Origin of the sequence: Aeromonas sp. sif2433 (assembly GCF_019218705.1) — a bacterium.
In the GTDB taxonomy this organism is placed as follows: Bacteria; Pseudomonadota; Gammaproteobacteria; order Enterobacterales; family Aeromonadaceae; genus Aeromonas; species Aeromonas encheleia.
The window spans coordinates 214,383-235,228 of sequence record NZ_JAHUXD010000008.1 but is presented as its reverse complement, the minus strand read 5'-3'; the positions used below and the strand labels follow the sequence as shown (position 1 = coordinate 235,228).

Sequence of the window (20,846 nt, the reverse complement as noted above, 5' to 3'; positions counted from 1 at the left end):
ATCTGAGGAATTATCTGGGCTGGCGACGGATGCTGGAGCGTTATGGGCGGGAAGTGGATGTTCCACGTTGCTTGCATGAGGCGCTTGGGCGCCCCATGCAACACGTAATTGGGACATAGCCTTTTTTTTGCGGCTTGGTCGTCGCACCCGGCATAGGTTCTCGCTCTGCCCAACCCCCTCCGAATGTTCCCCTCACAGCGATTAAATATAGTTAGTATTGTAATCATTTCAGGGCCCTTCATGGGAGGCAGCCATCCACCCGGGAATGGCCCTCCGCCATAACCCTCACTTGCTTGATTTTGCTCATTAAATGGAATGGTTATGGATTTTTATTGCAAGGATCTCATGTTTATTCGGCGTTATTCGGTCATCTGTTGAATTTTTGTTGCTGTAAATAAATCATAAAAATCAGTTGCTTATGAATTTAGTAATTTTTTGGGACTCTTATGGTTCTTTTGTTATTCATGAAAATTGTTTAGTGTAGAAAGTAATTGGTTCGCGTTCGGCAGGCTAATCACCCAGATGTCGACCATGAAAAAAGGACAGTATGACAGTCAAACTCGAAGTCAAATCACTCTATAAAATCTTCGGAGAACATCCGGAAAAAGCGTTCAAATTGCTGGCGAAAGGGCACGATCGCGCCAGCATTCTGCAAAAGACCGGGCAGACCCTGGGGGTCCAGGATGTCAATCTGGCCATCCATGAGGGGGAGATCTTCGTGGTGATGGGCCTCTCCGGCTCGGGCAAATCCACCCTGGTGCGCCTCTTCAACCGCCTCATCGAGCCGACCCGTGGTCAGGTGCTGATCGACGGCGAGGACATAGCCGCCATCTCGGACAGCGAGCTGCGCCAAGTGCGGCGCAAGAAGATCAGCATGGTGTTTCAATCCTTCGCCCTGATGCCCCACCTGAGCGTGCTGGAAAATACCGCCTTTGGCCTGGAGCTGGCCGGGGTGCCGCTGGCGGAGCGCCAGCAGAGTGCCCGTCAGGCACTGCACCAGGTGGGCCTGGGGCAGTGGATTGACGCCTACCCCGATGCCCTCTCCGGCGGCATGAAGCAGCGGGTCGGCCTGGCCAGGGCGCTGGCCAATGACCCCGACATCCTGCTGATGGACGAGGCCTTCTCCGCGCTGGATCCGCTGATCCGCACCGAGATGCAGGACGAGCTGCTCAAGCTGCAGGCCAGCCAGCAGCGCACCATCGTCTTCATCTCCCACGATCTGGACGAGGCGATGCGCATCGGCGATCGCATCGCCATCATGCAGGATGGCCTGGTGGTGCAGGTCGGCACCCCGGACGAGATCCTGAACCAGCCCGCCAACGACTATGTGCGCGCCTTCTTTCGCGGGGTGGATCTCGCCAACGTGTTCAGCGCCCGGGATGTGGCCAGTCGCAAGCAGACGCCGCTCATCAAGAAACACACCACCGACGGGCCGGGCAACGCCCTGCGCCAGCTCAAGGAGCTGGAGCGGGAGTACGGCTACGTGGTGGATCGCAGCCGCCACTTCATCGGGGTCGTCTCGGTCGAGTCGCTGAGTCAGGCGGTGCGTGACAGGGGGAGCCTGGAGCAGGCGCTGTTGGCGGATATCCAGCCCATCCTGGCTGACACCTCCCTCAACGAACTCATCAGCCAGGTGGCCGCCGCACCCTGTCAGGTGCCCGTGGTCGAGCAAGATGGCACCTACCTTGGGCTTATCTCCAAGGCCAACCTGCTGAACACCCTGGACAGGAGTACCCCGCTATGAATTTGATCCCTCACCGTCTGCTGGCCGGCTTGCTGGCACTGTTGTTATTGGCGAGCGGCCCCGCCTGGGCCGACGAGGCGCAGGCCGATCCCTGGGCCGCCACGGCCACCACCGCCACCAGCGATCCCTGGGGCAGCACCGAAACCCAGGCCGCCGATTGGCAGAACCAGATCGCCACGGCGGATACCGGGGCCTCCATCGACTGGCTGGATCCCTTCCAGCAGGCGCTGGTGCCGCTGGACCGCTGGGTCGAGAGCGGCATCGGCTGGCTGGTGGAGAACCTGCGGCCGGTGTTCCAGCTGGTGCGGGCACCGGTGGAGCTGACCCTCAACGCCATGACTCACGTGCTGCAGACGGTGCCCTCCGCCCTGATGATAGGCCTGCTGACCCTGATCGCCTGGCAGCTGGTCAACGGCCGCATGGCGCTCGGCACCCTGGTCTCCCTCATCGGGATAGGCCTCATCGGTGCCTGGTCCGATGCCATGGTGACCCTGTCGCTGGTGCTGACCTCGCTGTTCTTCTGCGTCCTGATCGGGCTGCCGGTCGGCATACTGCTGGCCCGCAGCGAGCGGCTCTCCACCTGGACCCGGCCGCTGCTGGATGCCATGCAGACCACCCCGGCCTTCGTCTACCTCATCCCCATCGTCATGCTGTTTGGCATCGGCAACGTGCCCGGGGTGGTGGTGACCGTCATCTTCGCCCTGCCGCCCATGATCCGGTTGACCATGCTGGGGATCCGGCAGGTGCCCGCCGATCTGGTGGAGGCGGCCCACTCGTTCGGTGCCAGCCCCTCCCAGCTGCTGTTCAAGGTGCAGCTGCCGCTCGCCATGCCCACCATCATGGCCGGGGTCAACCAGACCCTGATGCTGGCGCTCTCCATGGTGGTGATCGCCTCCATGATCGCGGTCGGCGGCCTGGGCCAGATGGTGCTGCGCGGCATAGGCCGCCTCGACATGGGGCTCGCCTCCATCGGCGGCCTCGGCATAGTGCTGCTGGCCATCGTCCTCGACCGACTGACCCAGGCGATGGGGCAGCCGGATCGCAGCCGGGTCGGCCGCTGGTATCAGCGTGGCCCCATGGCGCTGCTGCTGCGCCTGTGCGGTCGCAGCAAATCCATTCATTGCAAAGGAGTAACCTCATGAGACGCATCACCAAGAGCCTGACCCTGGGCACCCTGTTGCTGAGCACGGTCGCCATGGCCAGCACCGAGCTGCCGGGGGAGGGCGTCAAGGTGCAGCCCCTGCAGAGCTCCTTGCCGGAAGAGGCCTTCCAGAGCCTGCTGGTCAGCAAGCTGATGACGCGGCTGGGTTATGAGGTGCGACCCGCGCAGGAGGTGGACTACAACGTGGCCTACGCCTCGGTGGCGCAGGGGGACGGCACCTTCCTGGCCTTTAACTGGATCCCGTTGCAGGACAACAAGTACGAGCAGGCGGGGGGGGACAAGGTGTTCTTCCGCCAGGGCACCTATGTGGCCGGCGCGGCCCAGGGCTATCTCATCGACAAGCAGACCGCGACCCAATACGGCATCACCAACCTGGGTCAGCTCAAGGATCCCAAGCTGGCGGCGCTGTTTGACGGCGACGGTGACGGCAAGGCGGATCTGGTAGGCTGCAACCCGGGCTGGGGCTGCGAAGGGGCGATCAACCAACATCTCGACGAGTTCGGCCTGACCCCGACCGTCAGCCACAAGCAGGGCAACTACGCGGCCCTGGTCGCCGATACCCTGGCCCGCTACCAGAGCGGCAAGCCGGTGCTCTATTACACCTGGACCCCTTACTGGCTCAGCAGCGAGCTGGTGCCGGGGCGGGACGTGGTGTGGCTGGAGGTGCCGGCCGATGCCAGGGGTGCGGACCAGACCCGCTTGCCGAACGGCAAGAATTACGGCTTTGCCGTCAACACCATGCACATAGTCGCCAACAAGGCCTTCACCGATGCCAACCCGGCGGCCGCCAAGTTGTTCAGCATCGTCAAGCTGCCCCTCAACGACATCAACATCCAGAACGGCCTGATGAACAAGGGGCAGAACAAGCCGGCGGATGTGGAGCGTCATGCGGATGCCTGGCTCAAGGGGCACCAGGCCCAGGTCGACGACTGGCTGGCCCAGGCCCGCGCCGCCGCGCAGTAGGCCGAGCCGGCGGGCAAGGGGCACTCTCTGTAGACCTCGGCCCGCTGGTCTTCACAAGTGGAACAGCAAGCAAAACGCCCGGCAGTTGCCGGGCGTTTTTTATGGTCAAAGCAGCCTATCAACCGGCGGTTCAGATGCCGGAGCCGTCGTGCTCGCCCTTCTCCTCGTGCAGGCCACATTCGCGCTTGAGGCCGAAGAAGCGGGTCTGCTCCTCGCTCATGCCCGGCTCCCACTTGGTGGTGGTGTGCACGTCGCCGACCGAGAGGTAGCCCTGATCCCACAGCGGGTGATAGGGCAGCTCAAACTCCTTGAAGTAATAGAAGACGTCCTTGTTGCTCCAGTCGATGACCGGCAGGAACTTGAAGCGGCCGCGGGCGATGGCCAGCACCGGCAGCTTGCCACGGCTGCCAGATTGCTCCCGGCGCAGGCCGGAGAACCAGGTCTGGGCGCCGAGCTCCCGCAGGGCCCTGTCCATGGGCTCCACCTTGTTGAGCTGGTTGTAGCGGGTGATCCCCTCGACCCCCTGCTCCCACAGCAGGCCGAAGCGGGCCTCCTGCCAGGCCGGTGACAGCTCGGCCCTATAGACCTTGAGATTCAAGGCGAGGCGCTCGGTCAGCTCGTCGATGAAGCGGTAGGTCTCCGGAAACAGGTAGCCGGTATCGGTCAGCACCACAGGCACCTCGGCCCGCTCGCGGCTCACCAGGTGCAGCATCAGCGCGGCCTGGATGCCGAAGCTGGACGACAGCACATGCTCTCCCGGCAGCTTGGCCAGTGCCCAGCGCACCCGCTCGGGGGCGCTCATGGCATCCAGCTCCCGGTTGAGGGGAGCCAGCGCCTCGGTTTGCTCCTCCCGGCTCAGGCCGAGGAGGGATTGCAGATCAAGCGGCATAGAAGTCTCTCGCTGAATCGATGACGGGGGCCACCACCTTGGTGCGGATCACGAAGTCGCCGAAGCACTCGGCGCCCTGGCGCTCCTTGGCCCAGCGGCCGATGAGGGCGTCCAGCTCGGCCAGGATCTGCGGCTCTGTGATGTTCTCCTGATAGAGGCGCGGGATGCGGGTCCCCTCCAGGTTGCCGCCCAGATGCAGGTTGTAGCGACCGGGGGCCTTGCCCACCAGCCCCACCTCCGCCAGCATGGCGCGGCCGCAACCGTTGGGGCAGCCGGTGACCCGGAAGATGATGGCGTCATCCGCCAGCCCGTGTTTGGCCAGCAAGCCTTCGATGTCGCTGACGAAGGCCGGCAGCATGCGCTCGGCTTCCGCCATCGCCAGCGGGCAGGTGGGCAGGGCCACGCAGGCCATGGACTGCTTGCGCTGCTCGCTCACGCCATCGTCCAGCAGGCCGTATTGACGGGCCAGCCCCTCGATGCGCGCCTTCTCGCCGACGGGGACGCCGGCGATGATCAGGTTCTGGTTCGCGGTCAGGCGGAAATCCCCCTGATGGACGCGGGCGATCGCCAGCATGCCGGTCTTGAGCGGCTTGCCCGGGAAGTCCAGCAGGCGGCCGTTCTCGATGAACAGGGTCAGGTGGTGCTTGCCGTCTATCCCCTCGACCCAACCGAAGCGATCGCCACGGCTGGTGAATTCATAGGGGCGCACCGGGCCGAACGGGATGCCGGCGCGGCGCTCCACCTCGGCCTTGAACGCCGCCACGCCCACTCGCTCGAGGGTGTACTTGGTCTTGGCATTCTTGCGGCTGACTCTGTTGCCCCAGTCACGCTGGGTGCCGACCACGGCGGCAGCCACCTCCAGCACATGGGAGAGCGGGATGAAGCCGAAGTCGCTCGCCTTGCGCGGGTAGGTGCTGGTGTCACCGTGGGTCATGGCCAGACCGCCACCCACCAGCACGTTGAAGCCCACCAGCTTGCCGTGATCGCTGATGGCCACGAAGTTGAGATCGTTGGCGTGGATGTCCACATCGTTGTGGGGCGGGATCACCACAGTGGTCTTGAACTTGCGTGGCAGGTAGTTGGAGCCCAGGATCGGCTCCTCATCCTCGCCGAGCTTCTCGCCGTCCAGCCAGATCTCCACGTAGGCGCGGGTCTTGGGCAGCAGGTGCTCGGAGATTTTCTTGGCCCACTCGTAGGCCTCCTGGTGCAGCTCGGACTCGACCGGGTTGCTGGTGCAGAGCACGTTGCGGTTCACGTCACCGGCGGTGGCGATGGAGTCGATACCGGTGCCGTTGAGGGTCTGGTGCATCAGCTTGATGTCGCGCTTGAGCACCCCGTGGAACTGGAAGGTCTGGCGGGTGGTGAGGCGGATGCTGCCGTACAGGCTGTGATCCTCGGCGAACTTGTCGATCACCTGCCACTGGGCCGGGGTGATGATGCCGCCCGGCAGGCGGGCCCGCAGCATGACGTTGTGCAGCGGCTCCAGCTTCTGGGCGGTGCGCTCGGCGCGGATGTCTCTGTCATCCTGCTGGTACATGCCGTGGAAGCGGATCAGCTGGAAATTGTCGCCGTTGAAGCCGCCGGTGAGGGGGTCCTGAAGATCCTTCTCTATGGTGCCGCGCAGGAAGTTGCTTTCACGCTTGAGGCGCTCGTTGTCGGACAGTGGTCCTTCAACCGGTCCTGCTTCTTGCTTCGAGATTGTTTGCTTGCTCATCAATAGACATCCCTTTGATAACGTTTGGCACGACGCAATTCGCTCAGATACTCTTCTGCTTCCTCATGGCTCTTGTGACCATGTTCGGCAATCACCTCCAGCAGAGCCTGCTGCACATCCTTCGCCATGTGGTTGGCATCGCCACAGACGTAGAAGTGGGCACCGGCTTCCAGCCACTGGAACAGCTCGGCCCCCTGCTCGCGCAACTTGTCCTGCACATAGATCTTGTGGCCCTGATCCCGGCTGAAGGCCAGGGAAATTTTCGACAGCAGGCCGGATTTCACATAGCGCTGCCACTCCACCTGATAGAGGAAGTCCTGGGTGAAGTGCGGGTTGCCGAAGAACAGCCAGTTCTTGCCCTCTGCCCCTGTGGTTTCCCGCTCCTGCAGGAAGGCGCGGAACGGCGCTATGCCGGTGCCCGGGCCCACCATGATCAGTGGAGTCTGCGGGTTCGCCGGCAGGCGGAAGTTGTCGTTGTGCTCCACGAACACCCGCACCTCGGCCTCTTCCGGCAGCCTGTCCGCCAGATAGGAGGAGGCGCCGCCGCTGCGCAGGGTGCCATCGGCCTGGGGATGGCGTACCACGCCCACGGTCAGGTGCACCTCCTCTTCCACCTCGCTCTGGGCGGAGGCGATGGAGTAGAGGCGCGGGGTGAGCGGGCGCAGCAGCGCGACGAGTTGTTCGGCGTTAAGCTTGGCGGGGAAGCGCTTGAGCACATCCACCACCTGGGCCGCGGCGACCAGGGCATTGACCTGGGCCTTGTCCCCCGCCAGATCCTTCAGGGCGGCGTTGCCAGAGATGTCGGCCAGGCCGGTGATGAAGCCGCCGTGCAGCCGGGTCAGCTCGAAATGCTGGGTCAGCGCGGTGCGCAGCGGGCCCTGGGCGGTGGTTTCATCGCCATTGAGGCCGGTCAGGGCCAGCACTTCGCCCACGAGATCGGCGTCATTGTCGAACCAGATACCCAGGGCATCCCCCGGCTGATAAGTGATGCCGGATTCCTCAAGGTTGATCTCGATATGGCGGATGTCCTTGGTGGAATCGCGGCCGGTGATCTTCTGATTGACCGACAACCGCGCCGGGAAGGGATTCTCTTTGTGATACTGGCTGTGGCCGACCGCCGCCTGTACAGCACCGGTCACGCTGGCTGTCGCCGCACCGGCAGATCCGCTCGCAGCAAGCGTGGCGGCGATGGCCTTGACCGCCTGCTCGCCCCAGGCCTTGGCGGCCTCCTGGTAGTCCACGTCCAGGCTGGCGAGTTCATGCAGGCGCTCGGCGCCCGCCTTTGCCAGGAAGTCGTCGAAGTCCTTGCCGGTCTGGCAGAAGAATTCGTAGGAGCTGTCGCCCAGCCCCAGCACGGCGAACTTGAGCCCCTCCAGCTTGCCTATCTTGCCCTTCTTGAGCTGTTCGAACAGATCCACCGCGCTCTCCGGCGGCTCCCCCTCCCCGTAAGTACTCACTACCAGCAGCAGGTGGCTCTCTTTCTTGAGCTGCTTGGGCTTGTAGTCGGCCATGGAGATCAGGGTGACGGGCAGGCCGAGGGCCTGCGCCTGTTGCTGGATGATGCTCGCCACGCCCTTGGCGTTGCCGGTCTGGGAGCCGTAGAGGATGGTCAGGCTGCCACCCGCTGCCGGGCTGGTAGCGGCGCCTGAGATCGGCTGGCTGCCGGATTGGGAGAGGCCATAGAGATAGCCGCTCACCCAGGCCAGTTGCTGGGTGTTGAGGGTCGCGAGGACCTGGTTCAGCTGGCGTTGCTGGTCGCCAGAGAGGGGAGAGATATCCGTAAGTTGCATCACACACGTCTTCCATGGTCTGATTTTTGGTCAGGTTAAGGGGCGCGATGGATAACAACAAAGAATAAAAATGTCTTCTTTATGCGATTTGTGAATTTATAAAGTCAGGATCCGGCTCAAGCCGCCCTTGACCCGTGTTATAAAAGCGCAGTGATGAGTCCTTCCGTCAGCCACACAGGATAGATGTCGATGACCAGATTGTTTCATGTCAATGCCTTCAGCCAGCGCCCCTTCGGTGGCAACCCCGCGGTGGTGGTGCTGGGGCCCGAGCGGTCCGATGCCGAGCTGCAGGCCATGGCGGCGGAGTTCAACCTGTCGGAGACCGCCTTCCTCAGCCCCATCGGGCCCGCGCACTATCGGCTGCGCTGGTTCACCCCGGCGGTGGAGGTGGATCTCTGCGGCCACGGCACCCTGGCGGCCGCCCATGTGCTGTGGCAGGCAGGGGCGGTGGCCCGTGCGCAGACCCTGCGCTTCGAGACCCGCAGCGGCGAGCTGCAGGCTTGCCGTGAGGGGGAGTGGATCCGGCTCGACTTCCCGCGCATCCCGCTGGCCCCCCTGACGCTGGATCCGGCCTACGCCGCAGCGCTCGGTTGCCGGCCGCTGCAAACCCTGGCGGCCGGCGCCAAGTTCCTGCTGGAGCTGGGGAGCGAGGAGGAGGTGAGGGCCCTGGCGCCGGATTTCCACGCCCTGCGCGCCCTGCCCGGTCGCGGCCTGATGGTGACGGCGCCGTCCAGCCGTGGGGACGATGACTTCGTCTCCCGCTACTTCGCCCCCTGGGTCGGGGTGGAGGAGGATCCGGTCACCGGCTCCAACCACTGTGCCCTGGTGCCGTTCTGGGCCGAGCGCCTCGGCAAGACACAGCTGCGGGCGCGCCAGATCTCCGCCCGAGAGGGGGAGCTGAGGCTCAGCCTGGCTGGGGAGCGGGTGCTGATGGCGGGTCAGGCGCTGACCCTGTGGCAGGGGGAGTGGCTGCTGCCACCCGGCGCGTAAGCCGCAAGCCGGCAGTTTCTCTTCGCCATAAAAAACGCCCCGCAGTTGCGGGGCGTTTTTAGTGCTATCGAGCATTCAGGCCAGGCCCGAGGCGATGGCTTATTTCTGTTGTGGGCGCAGGGCCGGGAACAGGATGACGTCGCGGATGGTGTGGCTGTTGGTAAACAGCATCACCAGACGGTCGATACCGATACCCTGACCGGCGGTCGGCGGCAGGCCGTGTTCCAGCGCGGTCACGAAGTCGGCGTCGTAGAACATGGCTTCGTCGTCACCGGCTTCTTTCTGGTTCACCTGATCCTGGAAGCGCTTGGCCTGATCTTCCGCATCGTTCAGCTCGGAGAAGCCGTTGGCCAGCTCGCGGCCACCGATGAAGAACTCGAAACGGTCGGTCACGTCCGGGTTCTGGTCGTTGCGACGGGCCAGCGGGGAAACGGCGGCCGGGTACTCGGTGATGAAGGTCGGTTGCAGCAGCATGTGTTCCACCGTCTCTTCGAAGATGGCGGTGATCACGTGACCCAGCTCCCAGCCCTTCATCAGATCGATGTGCAGACGCTTGGCGACGGCCTTGGCGCTCTCCAGGGTGGACAGATCTTCCAGCGTCACGCCCTCGGCGTACTTCAGGATGGAGTCCACCATGGTGAGGCGCTGGAACGGCTGACCGAAGTCGATGGTCAGGCCCTCTTCGCCCTCTTTCGCGTAATGGATCTTGGTGTCACCCAGGATGTCCTGGGCCAGGGTGCGCAGCAGCTCCTCGGTCAGGTCCATCAGATCGATGTAATCGGCATAGGCCATGTAGAACTCGATCATGGTGAACTCGGGGTTGTGACGCACCGAGATGCCTTCGTTACGGAAGTTGCGGTTGATCTCGTACACGCGCTCGAAACCACCGACCACCAGCCGCTTCAGATAGAGCTCGGGGGCGATACGCAGGTACATGTCGATGTCCAGCGCATTGTGGTGAGTGACGAATGGACGCGCGGAGGCACCACCCGGGATGACCTGCATCATGGGCGTTTCCACTTCCATGAAGCGCTTCTCGTTGAAGAACTTGCGGATGCCGGAGACCACCTGGGTGCGGATCATGAAGGTCTTGCGGGACTCTTCGTTGGCGATCAGATCCAGGTAACGCTGGCGGCAGCGCGCTTCCTGATCGGTCAGGCCCTTGTGCTTCTCGGGCAGCGGACGCAGCGCCTTGGTCAGCAGACGGATGGTGGAGACGTGGACGGAGAGCTCGCCGGTGTTGGTGCGGAACAGGGTCCCTTCCACGCCGACGATGTCGCCCAGATCCCACTTCTTGAACTGCTCGTTGTAGAAGCCTTCCGGCAGATCGTCACGGGTCACGTAGATCTGGATCTTGCCAGCCATGTCCTGCAGGGTCGCGAAGGAAGCCTTACCCATGATCCGGCGGGTCATGATACGACCGGCAATCTTCACCCGTTTACCCAAGGCCGTCAGCTCGTCGGCGCTCTTGTCGCCAAACTCGGCGTGCAGATCGCCGGACAGGCTGTCACGACGGAAGTCGTTGGGGAAGGGATTGCCCTGGGCGCGCAGAGCGGCCAGCTTGGAGCGACGCTCGGTCATCTCGTTGTTCAGTTCGAGCTGATTCTCGACTGCCGGAGTGGTGGTTTGTTCAGACATGGTGATTCCTGCTGCTCTGTTTACAGGCCTGATTTCAGGCTGGCTTCGATAAACTTGTCCAAGTCGCCGTCGAGTACCGATTGGGTATTACGGGTCTCGACGCCGGTGCGCAGATCCTTGATACGGGCATCATCGAGCACGTAAGAGCGGATCTGACTGCCCCAGCCGATATCGGACTTGGTCTCTTCGAGGGCTTGCTTCTCAGCGTTCTGCTTCTGAATTTCCAGCTCGTAGAGCTTGGCCTTCAGCTGCTTCATACACTGATCTTTGTTCTTGTGCTGGGAACGGTCGTTCTGGCACTGCACCACCACCCCGGTCGGGATGTGGGTGATACGCACCGCGGACTCGGTCCGGTTGACGTGCTGACCACCGGCGCCGGAGGCACGGTAGACGTCGATGCGCAGATCGGCCGGGTTGATGTCGATCTCGATGTCATCGTCGATCTCGGGGTAGACGAACACCGAGCAGAACGAGGTATGACGACGGCCACCCGAGTCAAACGGTGATTTACGGACCAGGCGGTGCACGCCGGTCTCGGTGCGCAGCCAGCCGAACGCATACTCGCCGGTGAACTTGACGGTGGCGGACTTGATACCGGCCACGTCGCCGTCAGACAGCTCGATCAGCTCCGGCTTGTAGCCGTGGGCATCGCCCCAGCGCAGGTACATGCGCAGCACCATGTTGGCCCAGTCCTGGGCCTCGGTGCCACCGGAACCGGACTGGATGTCGATGTAGCAGTCGGAGCCATCGTGCTGGCCGGAGAACATGCGGCGGAATTCGAGATCAACCAGCTTGGCTTCCAGCTGATCGGCTTCGGCCACGGCTTCGTTGAAGGTCTCCTCGTCTTCGCCTTCAACCGCCAGGCTGACCAGCATCTCGACGTCCTCAGCACCTTGTGTCAAGACGTCTATGGTGTTGACCACGTTGTCCAGCGACACGCGCTCTTTGCCCAGCGCCTGTGCGCGCTCTGGCTCATTCCAGACATCCGGCTGTTCCAGCTCGGCATTGACCTCTTCTAGACGCTCTTTCTTGGCGTCATAGTCAAAGGTACCCCCTAAGCAGCTCGGTCCTCTCAGACAGCTCCTTAAGCTTGTTTAATACAGGATTGACTTCAAACATCGTGAAAACTCTCGGGGTCGATGTGATTTAAAAACGGGATATTCTAGCCAATTGCGGAAGGAATAGACAGGGTTGGCTGCCCCTGACCGGCTTTGGAGGCCGATTTCCGCGCTCATTTGCCCGCATCAGCGGAAAATATCGCCTGTTACCACATTCTCAGCTTCAGTTTCGACTGGATTGGCCGCTAACAATACATGGTGCTATGCGCCGTCCTGGTAATCCTGTTCCTGACTCACAAGAAGAAAACACGATGAAAAACCTATCACTCAAGCAGAAGATACTGTTGTCTGTGGTGATCGCCCTGTCGCTGGTGATCCTGCTGCTCTCCTGGCAGAGCTATACCAGTCAGAAGTCACTGCTGCTGCAAGGCAGTCAGGAGCAGGTACAACGGCTCGGCAGCCAGCAGGCCGAGCGGATCAGCGACTGGCTCTCCGCCCGTCGCGATGTCATCCAGGCGCTGGGCAACAAGGCCAGCCCCGAGCCCCTCAACGCGCTGCAACAGGCGCAGGTATCCGGCCGCTTCCAGCTCACCTATTTCGGTGAGGGCAGTGGCAAGATGAACGACTCGGATCCCTCCATCAACCGTGACGGTTACGATCCCCGCTCCCGTGGCTGGTATCAGGAGGCCATGGGCAAGGGCGGCATGATAGTGACCAAGCCCTATCTGGATGTGGCCTACAACATCATGGTGGTGACCCTGGCCCAGCCGGCGCAGGGCGGGGTGGTCGGCGGCGATCTCTCCATCGCCTCTCTGGTGGAAGACGTCACCAAGATGAAGCTGCCCGCCGACGGCATCGCCATCATGATACACAAGGACGGCACCGTCATCGCGTACAAGGACGCGGCCAAGGCGATGAAGCCGGCCACCGAGATCGACAACGATCTCTCCAACGCCCTGATCGAGCAGAGCAAGAGCAGCGCTGGCCTGGTGCCCGCCTATTTTGACAACGAGGGCCGCGACAAGCTGCTGTGGGCCATGGATATCCCGGACACCGACTGGGAGCTGGTGCTGGTGCTGGACAAGGCCACCCTGGAGGCGCCGCTCTCCTCCCTGCTGATGACCCAGCTCGGCCTGGCTCTGCTGGTGCTGGTGGGCAGCATCCTCGCCATCTCCTGGCTGGTCAGCCTGCTGCTGGGCCCGCTCGGCAAGGTCTCCCAGGCCCTGGCCCGCATCGCCGACGGTAACGGCGATCTGACTCAGCGTATCAAGATCGACGCCAACGACGAGGTGGGTCAGCTGGCCAACAGCTTCAACCGCTTCGTCGGCAGCCAGCATCAGCTGATCGGCAACATCCGCCAGCTCGCCAACGAGCTGAACGCGGATGCCGAGCGCAGCCTGGTGACCAACCAGGCCGCGGTGGACGAGCTGCAGCGCCAACAGCAGGAGGTGACCATGGTCGCCACCGCGGTGACCGAGATGGCGAGCGCCACCATGGAGATCGCCGGCAACGCCGAGAACACCGCCGCCGCCGCCCAGCAATCTGCCCAGAGCAGCGAGCAGGGCAAGATGCTGGTGAACCAGACCCGTCAGTCCATCAACAGCCTGGCCGAGGAAGTGGGTCAGGCGACCGGGGTGATCGGCGAGCTGAGCCGCCATGCCCAGGCCATCTCCGGCATCCTCTCCACCATCCAGGGCATCGCCGAGCAGACCAACCTGCTGGCGCTGAACGCGGCCATCGAGGCGGCCCGTGCCGGCGAGCAGGGCCGTGGTTTCGCCGTGGTGGCGGACGAGGTGCGGGTGCTGTCGCGCCGCACCCAGGACTCCACCCAGGAGATCCAGTCCACCATAGAGACGCTGCAGCAGACCACGGCCCGTGCGGTCAGCCTGATGCAGACCAGCCAGGGGCTGGCGGACAACAGCGTGAAGGATGCCGATGCCGCCGCCGCCGCGCTGGAGGAGATCACCCAGGCGGTCTCGCTCATCTCCGACATGGCGGGTCAGATCGCCACCGCCGCCGAGGAGCAGACCCAGGTGACCGGCGAGATCACCCAGAACACCACCGCCATCAAGGATGTGAGTGACGAGATCACCGCCGCCGCCATGCGGGATCTGGATCAGGCGCAGGGCCTCAAGGGCCGTGCCGCCAACCTGAACCAGCAGGTCTCGACCTTCATCCTGTAAGGGTGGCTCAGAAGGCGCCACCCCGGCGTCTCATGTAAAAAGCCCCGCACTCTGGTGCGGGGCTTTTTGTTGTCCGCCATCTGGCCATGCTCTGGCGGGGCGGGCCATGGCGGTTACTGGCGTGGGCAGCGTCATGGGCTGCCCGCTCGGCCGCTATGGGGCCGCGCCGGCGGGAGCCAGCAAGCAAAGAGCCCACCAAAAGGTGGGCTCTGTTCATATAGTGTCTAGCGCGGCGCGTTACAGGAAGGGCAGCGCCAGGAACAGCTTGATCACCATGGCATTGATGATGTCGATGAAGAAGGCGCCGACCATGGGCACCACCAGGAACGCCATGTGGGACGGACCGAAGCGCTGGGTGATGGCCTGCATGTTGGCAATCGCCGTCGGGGTGGCACCGAGGCCGAAGCCGCAGTGACCCGCCGCCAGCACGGCCGCGTCGTAGTTGCTACCCATGACCCTGAAGGTGACGAAGACGGCATAGAGCGCCATCGCCACGGTCTGGACGGCCAGCAGGACGAAGATCGGCAGCGCCAGGCTCGCCAGATCCCACAGTTTCAGGCTCATCAGGGCCATTGCCAGGAACAGCGACAGGCTGACGTTGCCGAGCAAGGAGACTTCCCGATCGCTCACCTCGTGCCATTTCAGCAGGGAGAGCAGGTTACGCAGCAAGACGCCGGTGAACAGCACGCAGACGAAGACCGGCAGCTCGAGGGCACCGCCCTTGAGGTAGAGGGAGATCAACTCGCCGCCCTTCAGGCAGATGGCAATCAGCGTCACCGTCTCGATCAGGCTGTAGGTGGTGATTGGGCGCTCTATTTCGGGCATCTCGAAGCCCTGGGGGGCTTCGTCCCTGTTGTGCTCCTCACCGGGCACCTGCACCTTCTTCACCAGGTAGCGGGCGACCGGGCCGCCGATCAGGCCACCCAGCACCAGACCGAAGGTGGCGCAGGCCATGGCGAGTTCGGTCGCCGATTGCAGACCGTACTTCTCGCTGAAGATGGCGCCCCAGGCCGCCCCGGTGCCGTGGCCACCGGAGAGGGTGATGGAGCCGGCCAGCAGCCCCATCAGCGGATCCAGCCCGAGCAGGGTGGCCAGGCCAATCCCCAGGATGTTCTGCATCATCAGCAGGCCGGTCACTACCAGCAGGAAGGTGAACACCGCCTTGCCGCCCCGCTTGAGGTTGGCGAGATCGGCGGAGAGGCCGATGGAGGCGAAGAAGGCCAGCATCAGCGGGGTCTGGAATGCGGTATCGAAGCGCAGTTCCACGTCCATGCTGGCGCGCAACAGCACCAGCACCAGGGCGACGACCAGGCCACCGGCCACCGGTTTGGGGATGCTGAAGGTGCGTAGCACGCCGATCCGGTTGACCAGCGAGCGGCCGAGCAGCAGCACCAGGGTGGCTGCGACCAGGGTGGCATAAGGATCAAGTTGTATCATTCGGTACTCCCATGTTGATTGGCTGTGTCTTCGCTGATGAAGACGCACAGATTCAGCCGGGATGAAAAACAGTGTGGCTAAGACGCCAATTTCAGGAGGGGCGACAGGCCCCACCCCATGTGGATATGGGGTTTATACGAGCCTGATTCCATCAGGCATCCAGAGGTGATTTAATCAAAATCCGCCGGATAGTAGCAAAAAATACCAACTCCATCCATATTTGTCAGATTAATGGTTGTTTTTTAACATTGTTGTGATATTTATCACTTTTTCAGAAAGCCGGAGCCGGCCCTAAAAAACCTGCCGGCGACGCTCCTTTTTGGGCGTCGACTTTGATGCTCAGACGGCTTAGACGCCCTCGACAAAGTGGCGATGACGAGGCCGCTTGCTCACTGCCTCATTCGCCGGTTGTCGGCTCATCGCCAGGCGAGCGACATGATGCGAAACGGCCGCGTTGCCAGCGGGTGACGACTCGCCGCTTTCCCGTCTGAGAGAGGAATAGGAAGTGAAGAAATCGGGTGATCCCTATATGATTTGCCGGTTTCCAGCCCATAGAGAGGAGAGGGTGTGAAGAAGTCTATCTACATCGCCTACACAGGCGGCACCATAGGGATGCAGCGTTCCGACCACGGTTATGTGCCGATGGCGGGCTTTATGGAAGACTGTCTGGCACGGATGCCCGAGTTTCATCGAGCCGAGATGCCCGATTACCACATTCATGAATATGCTCCCCTCATCGACTCCTCCGACATGACCCCGGCGGACTGGCAGCGCATCGCCGAGGACATTCGCGACAACTACGAGAAGTACGACGGCTTCGTGATCCTGCACGGCACCGACACCATGTCGTTTACCGCCTCGGCGCTCTCCTTCATGCTGGAAGATCTGCACAAGCCGGTCATCATCACCGGCTCCCAGATCCCGCTCGCCGAGCTGCGCTCGGACGGTCAGCAGAATCTGCTCAATGCGCTCTATATCGCCGCCAACTACCCGATCCACGAGGTGACGCTGTTCTTCAACAACCAGCTCTATCGTGGCAACCGCAGCAAGAAGGTGCATGCGGACGGCTTCCACGCCTTCGACTCGCCGAACTACCCGCCGCTGCTCAACGCCGGCATCGCCATCGCGCTGGAGGCGGGGGAGCTGGGGGGGCCGTCCGAGCGTGCCCTGGTGCTGCATGACATCACCCCCCAGCCCATCGGCGTGGTGACGCTCTATCCCGGCATCTCCAGCGAGGTGATCGCCAATATCCTGCAGCAACCGGTGCGGGCGCTGATCCTGCTGTCGTTCGGGGTGGGCAACGCGCCACAGAATCCGGCCATGCTGGCACTCTTGTCCGAGGCCTCGGCCCGCGGCGTCATCATAGTCAACCTGAGCCAGTGCCTGCACGGCAAGGTCAACATGGGCGGCTATGCCACCGGCAACGCGCTCTCCCGGGCCGGGGTCATCTCGGGCTTCGACATGACCGCCGAGGCGGCGCTGACCAAGCTGCACTTCCTGCTGAGCCAGGACTTGCCGGCGCCGCGCATCCGCGAGCTGATGCAGCAATCTCTGCGCGGCGAGCTGACGCCCTGAGAAACTGTCCACGATCTTACTGCGAAGCCGTGATCAAGGCTCATGTGCTGCTCGGAATCCTCACGTATATCTATACGCTCCGGTTCCTGCGCTGCTCTTCACCTTGCTGACGCCTTCTCGCGACAGGTCGTGAACAGCTTCTGGCCTCCTCACCATGAGGGGGAGAGGAAAAGAGAGGGGAGCCATTATGGCTCCCCTCTTTGCTATGGCGTGCGAGCCAGGGCTCGCGGCAAGGCTCAGTGACTGATCTCGATACGGACTATCTCTTCCTCGTCACGATACTGACGCTTGAGCTCGCTCTTGCTCTTCATCACGATTTCACCGTCGCGGCCTATGTTCATGTGCTCGGGATCGGCAAGGTGCATCGCCTGCCAGGCCATCACCGCCTGCAGGGAGGTGGCCTTCTGCTCCTCGGTGAGGGGCTGGCCGTCCGGCCACTTGCCCAGCTCGACCGCGGTCTTGAGCCGCTCGTACACTTCCTTGGGCATCTGCCCTATCACCTGTTGAAACGACATCCGGCCTCTCCTTGCAAATTGAGCCATAAACCCGGGCTTATAACCTGTTCACGATCTTACTGCGAGGCCGTGTTCAAGGCTCATGTGCTGCTCGGAATCCTCATGTATTCATATACATTCCGGTTCCTGCGCAGCTCTTCACCTTGTTGACGACCTCTCGCAACAGATCGTAGACAGGTTCTTAGACGGGCAGATCCTGGCGTACCACGCCGGCCATCTGCTCCATCACCCGTACCACCTGACAACTGTACCCGAACTCGTTGTCATACCACACGTACAGCACGCAGTGATCCCCTTCGGCGATGGTGGCCTGGGAGTCCACTATGCCCGCGAAGCGGGAACCCACCATGTCGGAGGAGACCAGCTCGGTGCTGGCGCTGAAATCGATCTGGCGATGCAGGGCCGAGCTCAGCGCCATCTGCTGCAGATAGGCGTTGAGGCTGTCCCGGTCGGTAGCCTGCTCCAGCGACAGGTTGATGATGGCCAGCGACACGTTGGGGGTCGGCACCCGGATGGCGTTGCCGGTCAGCTTGCCCTTGAGCTCGGGCAGCGCCTTGGCCACCGCCTTGGCGGCGCCTGTGCTGGTCATCACCATGTTGAGCGCGGCACTGCGGCCACGGCGCTCGCCCTGGTGATAGTTGTCGATCAGGTTCTGATCGTTGGTGTAGGAGTGCACCGTCTCCACGTGACCGTGGCGGATGCCGTACCTGTCCTGCATCACCTTGAGCACAGGGGTGATGGCATTGGTGGTGCAGGAGGCGGCGGAGATGATCTTGTCATCCGGCCCGATCACCTGGTGGTTGACCCCGAACACCACGTTCTTCATCTCCCCCTTGCCGGGGGCGGTCAGCAGCACGCGGGCGGCGCCGCGCGCCTTGAGGTGCTCGGAAAGACCCGCCTCATCGCGCCAGACCCCGGTGTTGTCGACGATCAGCGCATCCTGGATGCCATAGGCTGTGTAGTCGATGTCGGCCGGGCTATTGGCGTAGATCACCTGGATGAAGGTGCCGTTGGCGATGATGGCGCTGCGCGCTGCATCCACCTCGATGGAGCCGTTGAAGGGGCCGTGCACCGAGTCGCGGCGCAGCAGGCTGGCGCGCTTCTCCAGATCCCCCTCGCGGCCGCCGCGCACTACTATGGCCCGCAGGCGCAGGGAGTTGGCGGCGCCGGTGCGCTCGATCAGCAGCCGGGCCAGCAGGCGGCCGATGCGGCCAAAGCCGTACAGCACCACGTCGGTCGCGGGGGGCACGGTGCCGTGCAGCGCCGGTGCCAGCTGGGCGCGCAGGTAGTCGTCGAGGCCGGCCTCGTCCTGGTGATCCTGCCAGTAACCGACGGCCAGCTTGCCGATGTCTATCTCGGCGGCGGTCGGGTTCAGGGCGAGGATGGCTTGCAGCAGGGGGAAGCTCTGCTGGATCGGGAGAGGAGTGCCCTGGTGGCGGCGAACGACCCTGTGGGCCTTGAGGATGTCGATGGTGGAGGCGTTTTGCAGGGGGCGTCCAAAGATGGTGATCTCTATCCCTTGCTGGCGGTAGAGACGACCGATCAAGGGTTGCATGGCTTCGGCGAGCTCCTGGCTCTCCTGCCACGCCTGCAAGTAGTGCTCGTGGGTCATTAACCAGATCCTTTATTTCACGTTGTTGAAGCAAATTGCCGGGGCAAATTGAAATTCGTCGAATGCAGATCGGTGTAGGGCCGTTCATTTCGTTATATTATTCTGCAGTCGCGGCCTTATACGGCGCGCGCATTGTAATGGATATGTAGCCTGTTTGCTAGTTGGCGGTGGCCATGGCGGGTTGCAATTGTTACCAACCAGAAGTGAGCCATGACCCCATTTTCCCTGCGTCCGTTACTGCTCGGCCTGTCCTGTTGTCTGACGCTGATGGCCTGCGACGGCGATCGGACCCACGACATCTGTGCCCATCATCAGCAGCTCTGCGTGGATCTGGTGGACGACGGCTGGTGTCGCCCCGAGCGCGGTGAGGTCATCCAGGCCCGCTACCGTCTGCAGGAAGAGGGTTCGGACCGGGACAGCTACGTGCTGATGCTGGGTCTGGAGCGCTACCTGCAGTGCGCCGAGCACTCCACCAACGTCGAGTACAAGCGGGCAAGGGAGCAGAAGAGCCCCAGGGTGGAGGGCATGCTGGCCGCCGGCACCCAGCTGGAGCAACTGGCGGTGCAGACCCGGGCCTCCCGGGATCCCTACCTGCTGCTCTGGCACTGGACCCATCACCGCAACCCGCAGGCGCGGGCCGATTTTCTCGCGCTGGAGGGCAGCCCCGCGCTGGAGGAGCCCGAGCTGCAGCTGGCGTTGGGGGGCATCTATGCCCAGCGCGAGCCGCGCAAGGCCATCGCGCTGATGCACCACGCCCTCAGCCTCTATCGGGAGGGGGACAAGGTCAACGGCCGCATCCTCACCTCCCTCAGCACCCTCTACATGAGGCAGCAGGAGTTTGGGCTGGCCTATCAGTGGGGCAAGGTGAGCGAGTCGTTTCAGGACAGCCCCGAGCTCTCGGCCAACCGGCTCGGGATCTACCACGCCATCGGCAAGGGTGAGCAGGATGCCGGCGATCGGCTGGCCGCCACCATAGTCCAGCAGCTCCAACAGGGGGTCTACCGTCCGCTATGAACGTGCTTGAGTCATCACCGGAGTGGAGCGATCCCTTCGACATTCGTCTGTTCCATGCACAGGTCGTCGGCGACGGGCGGGTGCTCGAGCGCACCACTGTCCGGGCCGTGGTGCTGCGCGGCGATGAGCTGCTGCTGGTGCACTCCAGGGTCAATGGCGATCTCATGTTCCCGGGCGGCGGCGTCGAGGCCGGGGAGTGCCACGGCACCGCGCTGGCCCGGGAGCTGCGCGAGGAGTGCGGCGCCGAGCTGCTGGAGGTGGGGGGGCTGCTCGGGGAGACGCGGGAGTTTCGCGCCGCCCGCGAGGCGGATTATGACGCCTACTGCATCCACTCCTTCTACTACCTCTGCCGCTTGGGGGAGGCGTGGAGCGAGCCGCGGCCCCAGCCCTACGAGATCAGGCTCGGCTTCACCCCCGGCTGGTTCACGCTGGATGAGGCGCTGCAGCGCAACAAGACCCAGCTGGCCGGCCCCTGTCCGCAATGGACGGTGCGGGAGACCCGGGTGCTGGCCGAGCTGCAGCACTGGGTCGACGCCGGCCTGTTGTGAGCCGGGCCGCCTGG

The 20,846-nt window shown here is 63.1% G+C and carries 16 protein-coding genes and 1 pseudogene; 9 read left to right on the top strand and 8 right to left on the bottom strand.

The annotated features are described in order from the left end of the window. From KW825_RS14440 to proX, 4 genes and pseudogenes are all read left to right on the top strand, one after another. A pseudogene (locus tag KW825_RS14440) lies at positions 1–119 on the top strand (IS1595 family transposase); the annotation flags it as partial. Between the two features lie 428 nt (positions 120–547). Continuing rightward, positions 548–1,744, top strand: coding sequence for a glycine betaine/L-proline ABC transporter ATP-binding protein ProV (gene proV, locus KW825_RS14435; protein ID WP_218329594.1), 1,197 nt, complete (start codon positions 548–550; stop codon positions 1,742–1,744). After that, positions 1,741–2,886, top strand: coding sequence for a glycine betaine/L-proline ABC transporter permease ProW (proW, locus tag KW825_RS14430; RefSeq protein ID WP_218329593.1), 1,146 nt, complete (start codon positions 1,741–1,743; stop codon positions 2,884–2,886). Before proV ends, proW begins: the two co-directional genes overlap by 4 nt. Continuing rightward, a complete protein-coding gene (proX, locus tag KW825_RS14425; RefSeq protein WP_218329592.1) occupies positions 2,883–3,869 on the top strand; it encodes a glycine betaine/L-proline ABC transporter substrate-binding protein ProX in 987 nt (328 codons plus the stop codon). Before proW ends, proX begins: the two co-directional genes overlap by 4 nt. A 130-nt stretch (positions 3,870–3,999) precedes the next feature. Here proX and KW825_RS14420 read toward each other — a convergent pair whose 3' ends face one another. The 3 genes from KW825_RS14420 to KW825_RS14410 are packed head-to-tail and all read right to left on the bottom strand — an operon-like array spanning position 4,000 to position 8,262. Further along, positions 4,000–4,758, bottom strand: coding sequence for a phosphoadenylyl-sulfate reductase (locus tag KW825_RS14420; RefSeq protein ID WP_218329591.1), 759 nt, complete (start codon positions 4,756–4,758; stop codon positions 4,000–4,002). Then, a complete protein-coding gene (cysI, locus tag KW825_RS14415) occupies positions 4,748–6,472 on the bottom strand; it encodes an assimilatory sulfite reductase (NADPH) hemoprotein subunit (protein WP_218329590.1) in 1,725 nt (574 codons plus the stop codon). The genes KW825_RS14420 and cysI overlap by 11 nt, the downstream gene beginning before the upstream one ends. After that, the gene (locus KW825_RS14410; RefSeq protein ID WP_218329589.1) at positions 6,472–8,262 is read right to left on the bottom strand and encodes an assimilatory sulfite reductase (NADPH) flavoprotein subunit; all 1,791 of its coding nucleotides are present in this window, start codon (positions 8,260–8,262) and stop codon (positions 6,472–6,474) included. The genes cysI and KW825_RS14410 overlap by 1 nt, the downstream gene beginning before the upstream one ends. A 183-nt stretch (positions 8,263–8,445) precedes the next feature. On the opposite strand from KW825_RS14410, the gene KW825_RS14405 reads away from it, so the two are divergent. Beyond that, positions 8,446–9,252: a PhzF family phenazine biosynthesis protein gene (locus KW825_RS14405; protein WP_218329588.1), complete on the top strand. Its 807-nt coding sequence runs from the start codon at positions 8,446–8,448 to the stop codon at positions 9,250–9,252. 99 nt (positions 9,253–9,351) lie between these two features. On the opposite strand, the gene lysS is transcribed toward KW825_RS14405, so the two are convergent. Together lysS and prfB are read right to left on the bottom strand one after the other, a co-directional pair. Continuing rightward, on the bottom strand, positions 9,352–10,890 hold the full coding sequence (gene lysS, locus KW825_RS14400) for a lysine--tRNA ligase (RefSeq protein WP_033132420.1): 1,539 nt from the start codon (positions 10,888–10,890) through the stop codon (positions 9,352–9,354). Positions 10,891–10,910: 20 nt separating this feature from the next. Next, positions 10,911–12,009 (bottom strand): peptide chain release factor 2 gene (gene prfB / locus KW825_RS14395; protein ID WP_126623275.1). Its coding sequence is split into 2 segments (ribosomal slippage): positions 10,911–11,933 and positions 11,935–12,009, totalling 1,098 coding nucleotides; the frame shifts between segments, so codons are not numbered across the junction. 250 nt (positions 12,010–12,259) lie between these two features. On the opposite strand from prfB, the gene KW825_RS14390 reads away from it, so the two are divergent. Next, positions 12,260–14,131, top strand: a complete 1,872-nt coding sequence (locus tag KW825_RS14390; RefSeq protein ID WP_218329587.1) for a methyl-accepting chemotaxis protein — start codon at positions 12,260–12,262, stop codon at positions 14,129–14,131. A gap of 237 nt (positions 14,132–14,368) precedes the next feature. Here KW825_RS14390 and gltS read toward each other — a convergent pair whose 3' ends face one another. Then, positions 14,369–15,568, bottom strand: a complete 1,200-nt coding sequence (gene gltS / locus KW825_RS14385) for a sodium/glutamate symporter (RefSeq protein WP_042651741.1) — start codon at positions 15,566–15,568, stop codon at positions 14,369–14,371. Positions 15,569–16,135: 567 nt separating this feature from the next. Here gltS and ansA point away from each other — a divergent pair. Then, positions 16,136–17,143, top strand: coding sequence for an asparaginase (ansA, locus tag KW825_RS14380; protein ID WP_042651742.1), 1,008 nt, complete (start codon positions 16,136–16,138; stop codon positions 17,141–17,143). 236 nt (positions 17,144–17,379) lie between these two features. Here the strand turns inward: ansA and KW825_RS14375 are convergent, their stop codons facing one another. Next, positions 17,380–17,658, bottom strand: a complete 279-nt coding sequence (locus KW825_RS14375; RefSeq protein WP_218329586.1) for a YeaC family protein — start codon at positions 17,656–17,658, stop codon at positions 17,380–17,382. Between the two features lie 181 nt (positions 17,659–17,839). Beyond that, positions 17,840–19,270 (bottom strand): glyceraldehyde-3-phosphate dehydrogenase, encoded by a 1,431-nt coding sequence (locus KW825_RS14370; RefSeq protein ID WP_218329585.1) that lies wholly within the window; start codon positions 19,268–19,270, stop codon positions 17,840–17,842. A gap of 210 nt (positions 19,271–19,480) precedes the next feature. Here KW825_RS14370 and KW825_RS14365 point away from each other — a divergent pair, with 210 nt between their 5' ends. Next, on the top strand, positions 19,481–20,284 hold the full coding sequence (locus KW825_RS14365) for a DUF2989 domain-containing protein (RefSeq protein ID WP_218329584.1): 804 nt from the start codon (positions 19,481–19,483) through the stop codon (positions 20,282–20,284). Further along, complete coding sequence (locus tag KW825_RS14360) at positions 20,281–20,832, top strand: NUDIX domain-containing protein (protein WP_218329583.1); 552 nt, start codon at positions 20,281–20,283, stop codon at positions 20,830–20,832. The genes KW825_RS14365 and KW825_RS14360 overlap by 4 nt, the downstream gene beginning before the upstream one ends. Positions 20,833–20,846 lie beyond the last annotated feature (14 nt).

Bases quoted from the DNA above. Each gene is read 5' to 3' on its own strand.
- cysI (WP_218329590.1), bottom strand. From the start codon at position 6,472: ATGAGCAAGCAAACAATCTCGAAGCAAGAAGCAGGACCGGTTGAAGGA.
- gltS (WP_042651741.1), bottom strand. From the start codon at position 15,568: ATGATACAACTTGATCCTTATGCCACCCTGGTCGCAGCCACCCTGGTG.
- KW825_RS14370 (WP_218329585.1), bottom strand. From the start codon at position 19,270: ATGACCCACGAGCACTACTTGCAGGCGTGGCAGGAGAGCCAGGAGCTC.
- KW825_RS14420 (WP_218329591.1), bottom strand. From the start codon at position 4,758: ATGCCGCTTGATCTGCAATCCCTCCTCGGCCTGAGCCGGGAGGAGCAA.
- proX (WP_218329592.1), top strand. From the start codon at position 2,883: ATGAGACGCATCACCAAGAGCCTGACCCTGGGCACCCTGTTGCTGAGC.
- KW825_RS14410 (WP_218329589.1), bottom strand. From the start codon at position 8,262: ATGCAACTTACGGATATCTCTCCCCTCTCTGGCGACCAGCAACGCCAG.
- KW825_RS14375 (WP_218329586.1), bottom strand. From the start codon at position 17,658: ATGTCGTTTCAACAGGTGATAGGGCAGATGCCCAAGGAAGTGTACGAG.
- KW825_RS14390 (WP_218329587.1), top strand. From the start codon at position 12,260: ATGAAAAACCTATCACTCAAGCAGAAGATACTGTTGTCTGTGGTGATC.
- lysS (WP_033132420.1), bottom strand. From the start codon at position 10,890: ATGTCTGAACAAACCACCACTCCGGCAGTCGAGAATCAGCTCGAACTG.
- KW825_RS14360 (WP_218329583.1), top strand. From the start codon at position 20,281: ATGAACGTGCTTGAGTCATCACCGGAGTGGAGCGATCCCTTCGACATT.
- KW825_RS14365 (WP_218329584.1), top strand. From the start codon at position 19,481: ATGACCCCATTTTCCCTGCGTCCGTTACTGCTCGGCCTGTCCTGTTGT.
- KW825_RS14405 (WP_218329588.1), top strand. From the start codon at position 8,446: ATGTCGATGACCAGATTGTTTCATGTCAATGCCTTCAGCCAGCGCCCC.
- proV (WP_218329594.1), top strand. From the start codon at position 548: ATGACAGTCAAACTCGAAGTCAAATCACTCTATAAAATCTTCGGAGAA.
- proW (WP_218329593.1), top strand. From the start codon at position 1,741: ATGAATTTGATCCCTCACCGTCTGCTGGCCGGCTTGCTGGCACTGTTG.